This window comes from uncultured Limimaricola sp. (assembly GCF_964022235.1).
Taxonomy (GTDB): Bacteria; Pseudomonadota; Alphaproteobacteria; order Rhodobacterales; family Rhodobacteraceae; genus Limimaricola.
In genome coordinates this window covers 214,680-227,911 of sequence record NZ_CAXHZL010000002.1, presented here as the reverse complement: position 1 = coordinate 227,911, position 13,232 = coordinate 214,680, and the positions used below count along the sequence as shown (strand labels likewise).

Genomic DNA, 13,232 nt, shown 5'->3' with positions numbered 1-13,232 from the left:
CTCTTGGCCGATCCTGCGAGCCGGTGCAACGCGTCTGGTGTCAGGCGCGCGGATGGGCGCGGTCATAGATCTCCATGAGCCGCGCCGCATCGACCGCCGTGTAGGTCTGCGTGGTCGAAAGCGACGCATGGCCCAGAAGTTCCTGAATCGCGCGCAGATCGCCACCCGCGCTCAGCAGATGCGTGGCAAAGCTGTGACGCAGCGCGTGCGGCGTCGCGGTCGAGGGCAGGCCGAGTTGCATCCGCGCCATCTCCATCGCCTTCTGGATCGGACGCGGGCTCAGGGCACCGCCGCGCACGCCGCGAAACAGCGGCAGGCCCGGATCCATCGGGTGCGGGCAGAGCTTCACATAGTCCGACACCGCGCGGCGCGCGGCGGGCAGCACCGGCACCAACCGCTCCTTGCCGCCCTTGCCGGTGATTCTCAGCGTCTCGGGCAGCGGCACCTGCGCGCCAGTGAGCGAGAGCGCCTCCGAAATTCGCAGCCCGCAGCCCCAGAGCAGCGTCACGACGGCGGTGTCGCGCGCCGCGACCCAAGGCTCGCTCGATTGCAGCTCCACCGCTTCGAGCACCCGCGCCGCCGCCTCTTCGTCGAGCGGGCGCGGCAGGCGCGGTTTCATGCGTGGCGCACGGGTCGAGAGCACCGCCGTGGGCTCGAACCCCTCGCGCGCGGACAGCCAGCGGTAGAAGGACTTTACCGCCGACAGCGCGCGGGCGAGGCTGCGCGCCGAGAGGCCGCGCGCGCGTTCATGCGCCATCCAAGCCCGCATGTCGGACACCGTGACCCGCGCGATGGCGCCCAAGCCCTGCGCCTCGGCGTGGTGGGTCTGCATGAAGGCGAGAAAGCCCAGCACGTCACCCTGATAGGCGGTGAGCGTGTTCTGTGCCGCAGCGTTCAGCGCCCGCTCGTGATCGAGCCAGCGACCCATCGCGTCGGTGAGGGCGGGCGAGATCACGACAGCCAGCGTCGCATCTGCCGCTCGAACACGCCCGCGAAGAACCCCATGAGGTCGGTCGCCTGCGCGGGCGCGAAGCGGGTCGCGTCGGAGGCCCCGAGAAGCAGCATGCCGGGCAGGCGGCCCGGACCGAAATCGAGCTTGAGGCAGGCCTCGGACAGGATGTCGGGCGCGCGGGCGCCATATGGCCCGGCTTCTTGCGGCTCGACCGGGCGCAGCGACACCTGCCGCACTGGCACATTGCGCCCTTGGGTCACGTAATCGGCGACAAAGCCCGGCTCGGCCACCGACAGCACGTCCGACAGGCGCGCGATGGCGGGGTCGTCCTCGGGGCTCGCGGTCTCAAGCACGAGGCGCACCACGTCAACGCGCAGCATGTCGGCCACCTCGCCCGACAGGTCCTGAAGAAAGGTCTCGAAGCGGGTCGCGTCCATCATGCGCAGCACGGCGCGGTGGATCTGGTTGGTCCCGGCGAGGTTCTCGTAGGCCGCGGCGATCACCGAGCGGTGCGTGTCCTCAAGCCGGTCGAGCCGTGACTGCAGCCGCTCCATCGCGAGGGCGCGCAGGTCGACGACGTTCGAACCCTTGGATTCGGAATCGGCCTCGACGAGGGCGCGCATGATCGCGGGGTCGTCGAGCAGCAAGGCGGGATCGGCGAGAATGCGGTCGCGCAGCCCGTCATCTGGCGGTGTGTCGTCTGTCATCTGGGTGGGTCCGGGCTGTCGCATCCGCCCGATCATAGCAGTGCTGGCGCGACGATGCGCCCCGATGTGGCAAGAATGCGGCGGGGCGCGGCCCGGAAGGCACAGCGCCCCGCCGAAAGGGTCAGACGATCTTCTGCCCGGTCGAGGCCCAGTCCTTGAGGAAGGCGTCGAGCCCCTTGTCGGTCAGCACATGATTGGCCATCGCCTTGATCACGGCGGCGGGGGCCGTCGCCACGTCGGCGCCGATCTTGGCGGCGTCGGACATATGGTTGGCGTTGCGGATCGAGGCGGCGAGGATCTGCGTCTCGAAGCCGTAGTTGTCGTAGATCTGCCGGATGTCGGCGATCAACTCCATCCCGTCGAGGTTCAGGTCGTCGAGGCGGCCGATGAAGGGCGAGATGAAGGTGGCACCCGCCTTGGCGGCGAGAAGTGCCTGGTTGGCCGAGAAGCACAGCGTGACGTTGACCATCCGGCCCTCGTCGGTGAGCACCTTGCAGGCCTTGAGGCCGTCCCAGGTCAGCGGCACCTTGATCGCGATGTTGTCGGCGATCTTGGCCAGCTCACGGCCTTCGGCGATCATGCCTTCGGCGTCGAGCGCCACGGTTTCGGCCGAGACGGGGCCGGAGACGATCGAGCAGATCTCCTTGGTGACTTCCTTGATGTCACGGCCCGACTTCATGATCAGCGACGGGTTGGTGGTGACGCCGTCGACCATGCCCAGATCGTTGAGTTCGCGGATCTGGTCGATCTCGGCGGTATCGACGAAGAATTTCATGGAGTTTCTCCCTGTCAGGTGTCGCGCGCCCCCGGTCGAGGCGGCTTCGGCCTTGGTCTAGCAATTGCCGCAGTGGTCGAACAGCGCCTTTCCCATATGGGAACCGGCGAAGGCGGCGTGAAGGCTGCGACATGCCGATCCCTTGAAGCTGGGCGGGGCGCGGCGCATGTTGGCGGCTCTTTCCCGTCCGGCCCGAGGATACCGCCCCGCCCATGACATCCCCCCGCTTCGAGCAAGGCGCGCTGATCGGTGTGCTGACGACACAGCCGCTCGACCGGGTGCTCGACTATCGCGCGCCCGCGGGCGGCTGCGGGGCGGGCGATCATGTCGAGGTGCCGTTCGGGCCGCGCAAGGTCACGGGCGTGGTCTGGGGGCCGGGGGCGGGGGATTACGACCCTGCCAAGGTGAAATCCGCGATCCGCGTGCTCGACATCCCGGCGATGCGCCCGGCCATGCGCGAATTTTTGGGCCGGGTCGCGGATTACACGCTGACGCCGATGCCCGCGATGCTGCGCCTCGCCACCCGCGCGCCGGGGCTCACCGACCCGCCGGGGATGCGCAAGATCTACCGGCGCGGCCATGGCCAGCCCGCGCGGATGACGCCGGCCCGCGCCCGGGTGCTCGACCTGCTCGAAGAGCACGACGGCATGGGCTTCATGCTGGGCGAGCTGGCCGACCTCGCGGGTGTCGGCTCCTCGGTGGTCAAGGGGCTGGTGGCCTCTGGCGCCGTGGTCGAGGAGGAGGCCCCGCGCGACGTGCCATATCCGCCCCTCGATCCGCATATGCCGGGCAAGGCGCTCAGCGGCGATCAGGCCACGGCAGCCGCAAGTCTGCGCGAGGGGATCGAGGCCGGGCGTTATGGCACGACGCTGCTGAAGGGTGTGACCGGCTCGGGCAAGACCGAGGTCTATCTCGAAGCGGTCGCCGCCTGTCTCGCCCGCGGGCGGCAGGCGCTGGTGCTGCTGCCCGAGATCGCGCTGACGGCGGAATTCCTCACCCGCGTCGAGGCGCGCTTTGGTGCCAGGCCCGCCGAATGGCATTCGGGCGTGACCACGACCGAGCGGCGGCGCTGCTGGAAGATGGTGGCCGAGAACGGTGCGCAGCTTGTGGTCGGCGCGCGCTCGGCGCTGTTCCTGCCGTTCCATGACCTCGGGCTGATCGTCGTCGATGAAGAGCACGACACCTCCTACAAGCAGGAGGACGGCGTTCTTTATAATGCGCGTGACATGTCGGTGCTGCGGGCATCATTGGAAAAGGCGCAGGTGGTGCTGGCCTCGGCCACACCGAGCCTCGAGAGCTGGGTCAACGTCCAGTCGGGCAAATACACCCGCCTCGATCTCGAAAGCCGCTATGGCCCCGCCGTCATGCCCGAGATGCGCGCCATCGACATGCGCACCGAGGAGGTGCCCTCGGGAAGTTGGATTTCTCCGGCGCTCAGAGGGGCCGTGATGCAGCGGCTGGAGCGCGGCGAGCAGTCGCTGTTGTTCCTCAACCGCCGTGGCTATGCGCCGCTGACGCTGTGTCGCGCCTGCGGGCACCAGATCGGCTGCAAACATTGCGACGCGCGGATGGTCGAGCATCGGTTTCTCAAGCGGCTCATGTGCCACCAGTGCGGCGAGACCGCGCCGATGCCCGAGACCTGCCCGAACTGCGAGGTGGCGGGCAAGCTCGCCGCCGTGGGGCCGGGGGTGGAACGGATCACCGAAGAGGCGCAGGCGCTGTTTCCGGATGCCCGCGTGACGGTGCTCTCCTCGGATCTGTTCGGCTCGGCCCGCGCGCTCAAGGCCCGTATTCTGGAGATCGCCGAAGGGGCCGCCGACATCGTCGTCGGCACGCAGCTCGTCGCCAAGGGCCACAACTTCCCCAAGCTGACGCTGGTGGGCGTGATCGACAGCGATCTGGGGCTGCAGGGGTCGGACCTGCGCGCCGCCGAGCGCACGTTTCAGCTGATGCGGCAGGTGGCGGGCCGCGCGGGGCGGGCCGAGGCGCGCGGCACAGCGCTCTTGCAGAGCTTCCAGCCGGAGCACCCGGTGATCCGCGCGATCCTGTCGGGCGATGAGGAGGGATTCTGGGCCGCCGAGGCCGCCGCCCGCCGTGCCGCAGGCGTGCCGCCCTATGGGCGTATGGCGGGGATCGTGATCTCGTCTCCGGACATGCAGGCCGCCTTCGATCTGGGCAATCGGCTGGCGCGGCTCGACGCGCCGCTGCGCCGGATCGGCGCGCAGGTTTTTGGCCCGGCACCGGCCCCCATCGCGCGGGTGCGCGGGCGGCATCGGGTGCGGCTTCTGGTCAAGGCCGAAAAGGCAGCGCCTTTGCAATCCGCTCTGGCCGAATGGGCGGCGCAGGTGCGGCTGCCCGCCAACCTGCGGCTTGCCATCGACATCGACCCGCAGAGCTTCCTGTGAGCCGTTGACCGCGCCCCCCTGCGCGGGAAAGGATTGCGCAGGAGAGGGGCGGATCATGGACGACGAGGCACGGATCGAGGCCTTCTATGCGCGCGAAGGGCGCTGGATGGCGGAGAAATCGGCGCTCAGGGCGATCCTGCGCGACACCGACGGCATCGAGGAGGTCTGGAAGTGGCGCGCGCCCTGCTACACCTGCGCGGGCGGCAATCTGGCCATGATCGCGGGCTATGCCGAGCGCTGCGGCATCTCCTTCTTCAAGGGCGTTCTGCTCTCGGACCCCGAAGGCATGCTGGTGGCGCCGGGGCCGAACTCGCGCGCGGTGCGGATGATGGTGTTTCGGGATATGGACGACATCGCGGCGCAAGAGACGGTGCTGCGCCGCTATATCGCCGAGGCGGTGGCGATCGACCGCGCCGGTCGCCGCGTGGTGCTGCCCAAGGACGACATCGACCTGCCCGAGGAGCTGGTCGCGGCGCTCGACGCGAACCCTGCGCTTGCCGAGGCCTTTGCCGCGCTGACACCCGGGCGGCAGCGCGGCTATGCGCTCACCATCGCTGGTGCCAAGCAAGCTGCGACCCGCCATGCCCGGATCGAGAAATGGACGCCGCAGATCTTTGCGGGCAAGGGCATCCACGACCGCTGATGCGCCAAGACTGCGTTCCGCCCGCCGTGTCCCCCACGCGGGGTGTCGCGGCGCATACCCTCTCGCCATGCGCGCGCGACCGGCGTAATGCTTGCGGATGACACGTATTCCGATGCCCCTGTCCGACGCCCGGACCCTGCCGATCTGGCGCCGTCCGATCACGCTGCTGTTCTTGATGGCGATGGCGATGCCAGTGGCCTTCGCCACATGGTCGGCGCTTCTGAACAACTTCGTCATCGAGGCGGCGGGCTTTGACGGCTCGGACATCGGCTGGCTGCACACGGTGCGTGAGGTGCCGGGCTTTCTCGCCATCGGCGTTATCGCGATCCTGATCTTCGTGCGCGAGCAGACGCTGGCGCTGGTGGCGCTGGGCCTTCTGGGTGTCGCCACCGCGCTTACTGCGCAATTTCCCTCGATGGGCGGCATCCTGACGATCACCATGCTGTCGTCGATCGGCTTTCATTACTTCGAGACGGTGAACCAGTCGCTGCAGCTTCAGTGGCTCCCCAAGGACCGCGCGCCGCAGATGCTGGGCTGGATCGTCTCGGCGGGGGCGGGGGCCACGCTCATCGCCTATCTTGCGATCGTTCTCACGTGGGAGAGCCTCGAGCTGTCCTATGACTTCGTCTACATTGTCTCAGGCGGCTTCACCGCCTTGGTGGCGCTCTATTGCTGGATCGCCTTCCCGAGCTTTCGCGCGCCGCATCCGCAGACCAAGAGCTTCGTGCTGCGTCGGCGCTACTGGCTCTACTACGCGCTGCAGTTCATGGCAGGCGCGCGGCGGCAGATCTTCGTGGTCTTCGCAGGCTTCATGATGGTCGAGAAGTTCGGCTACGACGTGCACGAGGTGACGGCGCTGTTTCTCGTGACGCTGCTGACCAACATCTTCGGCGCGCCTCTTATCGGCCGCGCCGTGGCCCGCTGGGGCGAGAAAAAGGCGCTGATGATCGAATACGCGGGCCTGATGGCGGTGTTTTTCGCCTATGGCGGGCTCTACTGGTTCGGCTGGGGCGTGATGGTGGCGGCGATCCTCTACGTGATCGACAACGTGTTCTTCGCGCTGGCGCTGGCGCTCAAGACCTACTTCCAGAAGATCGCCGATCCCGGCGACATCGCCCCCACCGCCGCCGTGGCCTTCACCATCAACCACATCGCGGCCGTGGTGCTGCCCGCGAGCCTTGGCTACCTGTGGCTGGTGGCCCCCGACGCGGTGTTCATCCTGGCGGCGGCGATGGCGGGGGTATCTCTGGCGCTGGCGCTGATGATCCCACGCCATCCCGCGCCCGGCCACGAGACCGTGTTCGCAGGCCCCGCGCTGCCGCTCGCGGCGGAGTAGAACTCCGGCGCCGCGATGCCTATATCGCGATCAAGCCACCACACGAGGAGAGCCCGATGTTCGGCCTGAGTTCGACCAAGACCGAGATGGTCACCCCCGAGAACGCGCTGCCGGGCCGCCCGCAGCCGATCCCCACCGCCACCACCCACAACGTGCTGGGCACGCCGCTCGATCCCGAGGCCCCCGAAGGCTTCGAGGTCGCGATGTTCGGCATGGGTTGCTTCTGGGGCGTCGAGCGGATGTTCTGGACGCTGCCCGGCGTGCAGTCGACCATGGTGGGCTACGCGGGCGGCTACACCCCGAATCCGACCTACGAAGAGGTCTGCACCGGCAAGACCGGGCATAACGAAGTGGTGCGCGTGATCTATGATCCCGCCAAGACCAGCTATGACGAGATGCTGCGCGTGTTCTGGGAGAACCACGACCCGACCCAAGGCATGCGGCAGGGCAACGACCGTGGCACGCAGTACCGCTCAGGTATCTATACCTTCAGCGAGAGCCAGAAGCGCGCCGCCGAAGCCTCGCGCGAGGCGTTCGCGCCGCGGCTGACCGGGGCGGGTTTTGGGGCGATCACCACCGAGATCGTCGATGCGCCCGCCTTCTACATGGCCGAGGACTACCACCAGCAGTATCTCGACAAGAACCCGTCGGGCTATTGTGGCATTGGCGGCACCGGCGTGACCTGCCCGATCGGCGTCGGCGTCGGCGTCGGCGTCTGAGCCTGCTCCGGGGCGCCACCCCGGTCCGTTAGCGACACCATGCAGGGGGCGGCGATTGACCGCCCCCTTCGCTTGCGCCTATGCCGCACCCCAGCCCCTTTGCCCGGAGAACCCCGATGCCCGTCTATACCGCGATCACCAAGCTCGACGACCAGCGCCGCGGCGAGGTGCTCTCCGAGGCGCTCGAGGACCTCGAGCCCGCGCCCTACGGCACCGGCGTGTTCGAGATCGAGGACGGCTCGGGGCTCTACGAGGTCACCGCCTATTTCGAAGAGGCGCCCGATGCCGTGGCGCTCGACCTGCTGGCGGCGAGCCACGGGGCTGGGCACTTTCTCGTCTCCGAGGTGCCCGACGAGGACTGGGTCGCCAAGGTGCGCCGCGAATTGGCCCCGGTCGAGGCGGGGCGGTTCTTCGTCTATGGCAGCCATGACGCCGACCGCGTGCCCGAGGGGCGCATTCCGCTGCTGATCGAGGCGGCGATGGCCTTTGGCACCGGACACCACGGCACCACGCTGGGCTGTCTCAAGGCGCTCGACGCGCAGGCGACCGCCGGGGCGATGCCCGCGCGGATCGTCGACATCGGCTGCGGCACCGCCGTGCTGGCTATGGCGGCGGCCAAGGTCTGGCCCGAGGCGCGGGTGATGGCCTCGGATATCGACGTCGTCGCCGTCGAGGTGGCCGAAGCCAACCTCGCGGCCAACGGCATGGCGGGGCAGGTGGAATGCCTGGAGGCCGCTGGCTTCGAGCACGAGAGCCTCGAGGCGGCCGCTCCCTTCGATCTGGTTTTCGCCAACATCCTCAAAGGGCCGCTCGTGGCGCTGGCCCCCGAAATGGCGTCCAAGGTGGCGCCGGGCGGAAGGGTGATCCTGTCGGGCATTCTCAACGAGCAGGCCGATGCGGTCGAGACGGTCTATGTCGCGAACGGTTTTGCGCGCGCGGGCCGCGAAAGCCACGGCGAATGGACCACGCTGGACATGCAGCGCGGTTGAGCCAAGCGTGTCGGCCAGAAGGCGGGGGAACACTTTTCTGCCGGAAAGCGGTTCCCTTGCCACATTTCCGCCATGATCCGGCAATAGTCATGACACCGTGAGGTGGGGGCACCTTGCCAGGGCCAGTTGCCATGTTCAGCGCGTCGCACACCATCGAATCCCGTTTTCCGCAAAGCGCAGCCAAAGTCTGCAAGACGGATGGCACCGCGATGCGCAGCGTCTACGATGGCGATTTCGTGGCCCTTGCCCCGCTCCCGCAAGAGCGCAGCGCCGGTGTGGTGCTTCTGGCTTTGGCCATGTTTCCGATTTTCGTGGGTCTGGGCGCCAAGAGCCTGCTGCTGGCGCGGCTCGACATGGCGGCGCTGGCCGAGATGCTGTCGCGGTTCGAAGCCATGGGCCCCTTGGGGCGCGCGCTGGCTTGGGCGATGCAGCCCGAGGCCGTGACCGCGCTGCTGTCGCAGGTGTTGGCGGGGCTCCTCGGCTGAGGCCCCCGCCGTTGCGGCCTCACTCGGTCGCGTACATGCCTTCGTAGATCGGGGTCAGCGTCTCGTGCTCGAACAGCGAGCTGACGCTCGTGCCGTTCCAGATGTTGAGGATCGCCTGCGCAAACATCGGCGCGGTCGGCACGATGCGGATGTTGGGCGCGTTCTTCACGGCCTCGGTCGGCGCGATCGAATCCGTGATCACCAGCGATTTCATCACCGACTTCTCGATCCGGCTCACCGCCGGGCCCGACAGCACGCCGTGCGTGATGTAGCTGTGCACCTCGGTGGCGCCCGCCTCCATCAGCGTCTCGGCTGCCTTGCACAGTGTGCCGGCGGTGTCGCAGATGTCGTCGACGATGATGCAGGCCTTGCCCGACACGTCCCCGATCACCGTCATCTCGGCCACTTCGCCCGCCTTTTCGCGGCGCTTGTCGACGATGGCGAGCGGCGCGCCGATGCGCTTGGCAAGCTCGCGCGCGCGCGCCACGCCACCGACGTCGGGCGAGACCACCATGACGTCGCCCCGGCGGTCCTTGAAGTGATGCGCCACGTCGAGCGCGAAGATCGGTGCGGCGTAGAGGTTGTCGACGGGGATGTCGAAGAAGCCCTGGATCTGGGCGGCATGCAGATCCATGGTCAGCACCCGCTCGATCCCGGCCTCGGCGATCAGGTTGGCCACGAGCTTGGCCGAGATCGGCGTGCGCGCCTTGGCGCGGCGATCCTGCCTTGCATAGCCGAAGTAGGGAATCACGGCGGTGATGCGCGCCGCCGACGACCGGCGCAGCGCGTCGGCCATGATCAGCAGCTCCATGAGGTTGTCGTTGGCCGGGTTCGAGGTCGGCTGGATGATGAACATGTCCTCGCCGCGGACGTTCTCATAGACCTCAACGAAGATCTCCTGGTCGTTGAACCGCTCGATCCGCGCGTCGACGAGACCGACGTTCATGCCGCGGTGCATCGACATGCGGCGCGCGACAGCGTGGGCGAGGGGCTGGTTGGCGTTACCGGCGATCAGCTTCGGCTCGTTCAGGGTGGGCATCAAGCGGCATCCTTGGCAGGCTTGGGCGGCCCCGGGGTGGGGCGGCGGGAGATTGACACCGCCTAGCACAGCCCTAGCATGGCGCAAACCTGCCCGATGGGCTTGGAAGCCTTGGAGGGCGCACGTGCCGAAGATCGATTACTTTTTTGCGACGCTGTCGCCCTATGTCTACATCGCCGGGCGCAGGCTCGAGGAGATCGCCGCCAAGCACGGTGCCGAGATCGCCTATCGCCCGATGGACGTGATGGCGCTGTTTCCGCGCTCCGGCGGCCAACTTCCCAAGGACCGGCACCCGAGCCGGCTCGAGTACCGCGCGCAGGAAATGCGCCGTCAGGCCAAGAAGGCGGGCCTGCCGCTGGTGATGCGTCCCGCCAACTGGCCCACCAACGGCGCGCCGTCCTCCTATGCGATCATCAACGCCCAGAAGGCGGGCGGCGGCGACATGGGGACGCTGGTGCACGCGATCACACGCGCCTGCTGGGCCGAGGAAAAGGACATCGCGCTCGAGGAGGTGATCCGCGATGCGCTCGAGGAGGCCGGGTTCGATCCGGGCCTCGCCGAGAGCAACCTGATGATGGCAGCCGACCAGTACGGCCAGAACCTCGAGGAGGCGGTGCGCCGCGGTGTCTTCGGATCGCCCTTCTACATCACCGATACCGATGAGCGGTTCTGGGGGCAGGACCGTCTCGGAGATCTGGACCTGCACCTGTCGGGACAGCTCTGACGTCGCAGCCTAGCCCAGCAGCGACAAGAACTGCGCCACCCGCGCCTCGCCAAGCGACCAGTCGCAGACGAGGCGTGCGGTGAGCCGGGTGTCCGGGGCGCCGTTCATCGGATCGCCGTCCATCACGTAGAAATCCGCGCCACCTTCGATCAGCCGCTGGCAGGTGGCGCGGGGCAGGGTGACGAAGACGAGGTTGGCCTCGGCGGGCCAGACCACTTCGGCGTCACTGTGCCGCTCCAGCCCCGCGACGAGCTGCGCGCAGGCGGCGTTGGCTCGGGCGGCAAGGTCGCGCCAGAGATCGTCGCACAGATAGGCCTCCATCTGTGCCGAGAGAAACCGGTGCTTTGAAAACAGATGCCCGCCGCGCTTGCGGCGCAGCGCGAAATCCTGTGCCAGAGTCGGATCGAAGAACACCGCCGCCTCGACTCCGAGGCAGCCGTTCTTGGTGCCGCCAAAGCTCAGCGCGTCGACGCCCGACTTCCACGTCATCTCGGCGGGGGTGCAGCCCAAGGCCGTCACCGCGTTTGCGAATCGCGCGCCGTCCATGTGGACCCGCTGGCCGCGCGCGCGGGCGAGATCGCCGATGGCGCGGATCTGGTCGAGGGAATAGACGCTGCCGGTTTCGGCCACTTGGGTGATCGAGATCGGGCCGGGTTGTGCGTTGTGGAACGACCGCGCGCCGGGGGCACCGATCACCCTCTCGAGATCCGCCGCCGAGATGCGCCCATCGGGGGCGGGGACAAGGCTGAGCTTGGCACCGCCGGTGTAGAACTCGGGCGCGTTGCCCTCGTCATGCTCGATATGCGCGTGCTCTGAGCAGAAGATCGCGTCCCAGGGCCGCGCCATGCAGCCCAGGATCAGCGAATTCGCCGCCGTGCCGGTCGCCACGAGATACGCCTCGGCCTGTGGCGCCTCGAAGATCTCGCGAATGCGATCCCGCACCCGCTCCATCGCGCTTTCCGCACCATAGGCGCGCTGATGCCCGTCATTGGCCCGCGCGATGGCGTCGAGCACGGCGGGATGTGCGGGGCCTGCGTTGTCGGAAGCAAACTGCATCAGATCGGCTCCTCGATCACGTGATCTTCCCAATCGTCGTCATCGACCTGGGTTTCGGGCACGGTGCGGTGGATCATCGAGACTCCGGCGCTGTGCACGGTGTTCCGATCGCCCGAGATCAGATGGTGCCAGCCGTAGAGCGGGCGGCCTTCGGCGCGCAGCCGGTAGGCGCAGGTCTGCGGCAGCCAGTACATCGTCTCAGCGATCTTCTCTGGCGTCAGCACGATGCATTCGGGCACGTATTTGTGGCGCGTCTCGTATTTCGAACACAGGCAGGTCGACCCGTCGAGCAGGCGGCAGGAGATGCGCGTCAGCGCCACCTCGCCGGTGTCCTCGTCCTCGATCTTGTTGAGACAGCACTTGCCACAGCCGTCGCAGAGCGCCTCCCATTCGGCGCGGTCGAGGCTTTCGATCGGCAGCTCCCAGAACTTCTCACGCATCGGCCAACACCTCCCTCGCGCGGGCGCAGTCGGCGTCCATCTGGGTGATCAGCGTGTCGAGCCCGTCGAATTTTTCCTCGCCGCGCAGGTATTCGACCAGCGCCACCGAGATCTCGGTGCCATAGAGATCGCCCTTGAAGTCGAACAGGAAGGTTTCGCAGTTGGGCTGGTTCTCTCCGAACATCGGACGCACGCCGATCGAGGCCGCGCCGTCATAGGTGCCCGCATGCGGCCCGTCCAGCACGTCGACCTTGACCGCATAGACGCCAAAACGCGGCATATGCAGGCCGGAGATGTCCATGTTCGCGGTGGGGTAGCCCAACTCGCGACCGCGTTTTTCGCCGTGGATCACCTCGCCCTCGAGCCGGTGCCAGTGGCCCAGCATCGCGGCAGCCTTGCGGGGGCGGCCCTCGCTCAGGGCGTGGCGGATCGCGGTAGAGCTGACCTCTCCCACATCGAGCGCCACGAGCGGTGAGACGGTGACGCCAAAGCCATGATCGCGGCCCAGTGCCACGAGCATCGCGGCGTCGCCCGCGCGGCCCTTGCCAAAGCGGAAATCGGACCCGATCACCACGTGGCGCAGGCCGAGGCCATGGGCGATTACGTTGCGGGCGAAATCCTCCGGCGTGAGGGCCGCGAGGGCCGCGTCGAAGGGCAGCTCGAACAGTCGCTCGACGCCGATCTTTTCCAACCGATGCGCTCGTGCTGCGCGGTTCATCAGCCGGAAGGGCGGGGCGTCGGGGGCAAAGAACTCGCGTGGATGCGGCTCGAAGGTCATCACGCCCAAGGGCGCGCCCAGTCGCGCGGCCTTGTCGCGGGCGAGGTCGATCACCGCGCGGTGGCCCAGATGCACACCGTCGAAGTTACCGATGGCCGCGGCGGCGCCGCGGTCGGTGGGGGTGATGTCTGAAAGGTCGCTGAGAATGCGCATGGCGCCTTGGGTAGCCGCGAGGCGGGGCGCG

Annotated in this window: 14 protein-coding genes; 7 read left to right on the top strand and 7 right to left on the bottom strand. The window is 67.9% G+C overall.

The features are described from left to right. Window positions 1-40: 40 nt before the first annotated feature. The 3 genes from AADJ02_RS03595 to fsa all read right to left on the bottom strand — a co-directional run bounded on the left by AADJ02_RS03595 (window position 41) and on the right by fsa (window position 2,434). A complete protein-coding gene (locus tag AADJ02_RS03595) occupies window positions 41-955 on the bottom strand; it encodes a tyrosine recombinase XerC (RefSeq protein ID WP_341211617.1) in 915 nt (304 codons plus the stop codon). Next, window positions 952-1,659 carry a DUF484 family protein gene (locus tag AADJ02_RS03590; protein WP_341211616.1) on the bottom strand — a complete coding sequence of 236 codons (708 nt, stop codon included), beginning with the start codon at window positions 1,657-1,659 and terminating at the stop codon, window positions 952-954. Before AADJ02_RS03590 ends, AADJ02_RS03595 begins: the two co-directional genes overlap by 4 nt. Window positions 1,660-1,780: 121 nt before the next feature. After that, window positions 1,781-2,434, bottom strand: coding sequence for a fructose-6-phosphate aldolase (gene fsa / locus AADJ02_RS03585; protein WP_341211615.1), 654 nt, complete (start codon window positions 2,432-2,434; stop codon window positions 1,781-1,783). Between the two features lie 212 nt (window positions 2,435-2,646). Here fsa and AADJ02_RS03580 point away from each other — a divergent pair, with 212 nt between their 5' ends. The 6 genes from AADJ02_RS03580 to AADJ02_RS03555 all read left to right on the top strand — a co-directional run bounded on the left by AADJ02_RS03580 (window position 2,647) and on the right by AADJ02_RS03555 (window position 9,011). After that, window positions 2,647-4,839 (top strand): primosomal protein N', encoded by a 2,193-nt coding sequence (locus AADJ02_RS03580; protein WP_341211614.1) that lies wholly within the window; start codon window positions 2,647-2,649, stop codon window positions 4,837-4,839. Between the two features lie 55 nt (window positions 4,840-4,894). Continuing rightward, window positions 4,895-5,482 (top strand): YdeI/OmpD-associated family protein, encoded by a 588-nt coding sequence (locus AADJ02_RS03575; protein ID WP_341211613.1) that lies wholly within the window; start codon window positions 4,895-4,897, stop codon window positions 5,480-5,482. A gap of 97 nt (window positions 5,483-5,579) precedes the next feature. Next, window positions 5,580-6,818, top strand: coding sequence for an MFS transporter (locus AADJ02_RS03570; RefSeq protein WP_341211612.1), 1,239 nt, complete (start codon window positions 5,580-5,582; stop codon window positions 6,816-6,818). A gap of 56 nt (window positions 6,819-6,874) precedes the next feature. Further along, window positions 6,875-7,537 (top strand): peptide-methionine (S)-S-oxide reductase MsrA, encoded by a 663-nt coding sequence (msrA, locus tag AADJ02_RS03565; protein ID WP_341211611.1) that lies wholly within the window; start codon window positions 6,875-6,877, stop codon window positions 7,535-7,537. A 116-nt stretch (window positions 7,538-7,653) separates the two neighbouring features. Next, the gene (locus AADJ02_RS03560) at window positions 7,654-8,526 is read left to right on the top strand and encodes a 50S ribosomal protein L11 methyltransferase (RefSeq protein WP_341211610.1); all 873 of its coding nucleotides are present in this window, start codon (window positions 7,654-7,656) and stop codon (window positions 8,524-8,526) included. 131 nt (window positions 8,527-8,657) lie between these two features. After that, complete coding sequence (locus tag AADJ02_RS03555) at window positions 8,658-9,011, top strand: hypothetical protein (protein ID WP_341211609.1); 354 nt, start codon at window positions 8,658-8,660, stop codon at window positions 9,009-9,011. A 19-nt stretch (window positions 9,012-9,030) separates the two neighbouring features. Here AADJ02_RS03555 and AADJ02_RS03550 read toward each other — a convergent pair whose 3' ends face one another. Beyond that, the gene (locus AADJ02_RS03550; RefSeq protein ID WP_341211608.1) at window positions 9,031-10,050 is read right to left on the bottom strand and encodes a ribose-phosphate pyrophosphokinase; all 1,020 of its coding nucleotides are present in this window, start codon (window positions 10,048-10,050) and stop codon (window positions 9,031-9,033) included. A 124-nt stretch (window positions 10,051-10,174) separates the two neighbouring features. On the opposite strand from AADJ02_RS03550, the gene AADJ02_RS03545 reads away from it, so the two are divergent. Further along, complete coding sequence (locus tag AADJ02_RS03545; RefSeq protein WP_341211607.1) at window positions 10,175-10,774, top strand: 2-hydroxychromene-2-carboxylate isomerase; 600 nt, start codon at window positions 10,175-10,177, stop codon at window positions 10,772-10,774. A gap of 9 nt (window positions 10,775-10,783) precedes the next feature. On the opposite strand, the gene AADJ02_RS03540 is transcribed toward AADJ02_RS03545, so the two are convergent. From AADJ02_RS03540 to AADJ02_RS03530, 3 genes are read right to left on the bottom strand one after another with little or no spacing between them, the layout of a single operon-like run. Continuing rightward, on the bottom strand, window positions 10,784-11,830 hold the full coding sequence (locus tag AADJ02_RS03540; protein ID WP_341211606.1) for a beta-eliminating lyase-related protein: 1,047 nt from the start codon (window positions 11,828-11,830) through the stop codon (window positions 10,784-10,786). Continuing rightward, entirely contained in the window at window positions 11,830-12,270 is a 441-nt protein-coding gene (locus AADJ02_RS03535) for a YcgN family cysteine cluster protein (protein ID WP_341211605.1), read from the bottom strand. The genes AADJ02_RS03540 and AADJ02_RS03535 overlap by 1 nt, the downstream gene beginning before the upstream one ends. Further along, entirely contained in the window at window positions 12,263-13,201 is a 939-nt protein-coding gene (locus AADJ02_RS03530) for a bifunctional riboflavin kinase/FAD synthetase (RefSeq protein WP_341211604.1), read from the bottom strand. The genes AADJ02_RS03535 and AADJ02_RS03530 overlap by 8 nt, the downstream gene beginning before the upstream one ends. Window positions 13,202-13,232 lie beyond the last annotated feature (31 nt).

Bases quoted from the DNA above. Each gene is read 5' to 3' on its own strand.
- AADJ02_RS03590 (WP_341211616.1), bottom strand. From the start codon at position 1,659: ATGACAGACGACACACCGCCAGATGACGGGCTGCGCGACCGCATTCTC.
- fsa (WP_341211615.1), bottom strand. From the start codon at position 2,434: ATGAAATTCTTCGTCGATACCGCCGAGATCGACCAGATCCGCGAACTC.
- AADJ02_RS03580 (WP_341211614.1), top strand. From the start codon at position 2,647: ATGACATCCCCCCGCTTCGAGCAAGGCGCGCTGATCGGTGTGCTGACG.
- AADJ02_RS03575 (WP_341211613.1), top strand. From the start codon at position 4,895: ATGGACGACGAGGCACGGATCGAGGCCTTCTATGCGCGCGAAGGGCGC.
- AADJ02_RS03570 (WP_341211612.1), top strand. From the start codon at position 5,580: ATGACACGTATTCCGATGCCCCTGTCCGACGCCCGGACCCTGCCGATC.
- msrA (WP_341211611.1), top strand. From the start codon at position 6,875: ATGTTCGGCCTGAGTTCGACCAAGACCGAGATGGTCACCCCCGAGAAC.
- AADJ02_RS03560 (WP_341211610.1), top strand. From the start codon at position 7,654: ATGCCCGTCTATACCGCGATCACCAAGCTCGACGACCAGCGCCGCGGC.
- AADJ02_RS03555 (WP_341211609.1), top strand. From the start codon at position 8,658: ATGTTCAGCGCGTCGCACACCATCGAATCCCGTTTTCCGCAAAGCGCA.
- AADJ02_RS03550 (WP_341211608.1), bottom strand. From the start codon at position 10,050: ATGCCCACCCTGAACGAGCCGAAGCTGATCGCCGGTAACGCCAACCAG.
- AADJ02_RS03540 (WP_341211606.1), bottom strand. From the start codon at position 11,830: ATGCAGTTTGCTTCCGACAACGCAGGCCCCGCACATCCCGCCGTGCTC.
- AADJ02_RS03535 (WP_341211605.1), bottom strand. From the start codon at position 12,270: ATGCGTGAGAAGTTCTGGGAGCTGCCGATCGAAAGCCTCGACCGCGCC.
- AADJ02_RS03530 (WP_341211604.1), bottom strand. From the start codon at position 13,201: ATGCGCATTCTCAGCGACCTTTCAGACATCACCCCCACCGACCGCGGC.